The organism is Salmonella sp. 5800 (assembly GCF_046558195.1).
GTDB classification, from domain to species: domain Bacteria; phylum Pseudomonadota; class Gammaproteobacteria; order Enterobacterales; family Enterobacteriaceae; genus Salmonella; species Salmonella enterica.
The window spans coordinates 1-293 of sequence record NZ_JBGDOX010000039.1; the positions used below are offsets into that span (position 1 = coordinate 1).

Sequence of the window (293 nt, forward strand, 5' to 3'; positions counted from 1 at the left end):
GGGGGCCCGCACAAGCGGTGGAGCATGTGGTTTAATTCGATGCAACGCGAAGAACCTTACCTGGTCTTGACATCCACAGAACTTTCCAGAGATGGATTGGTGCCTTCGGGAACTGTGAGACAGGTGCTGCATGGCTGTCGTCAGCTCGTGTTGTGAAATGTTGGGTTAAGTCCCGCAACGAGCGCAACCCTTATCCTTTGTTGCCAGCGATTAGGTCGGGAACTCAAAGGAGACTGCCAGTGATAAACTGGAGGAAGGTGGGGATGACGTCAAGTCATCATGGCCCTTACGAC

General features: G+C 53.2%; 1 rRNA gene. It reads left to right on the forward strand.

What is annotated here, in order from left to right:
- A 16S ribosomal RNA gene (locus ACLJZ5_RS22115) occupies positions 1-293 on the forward strand; the annotation flags it as partial.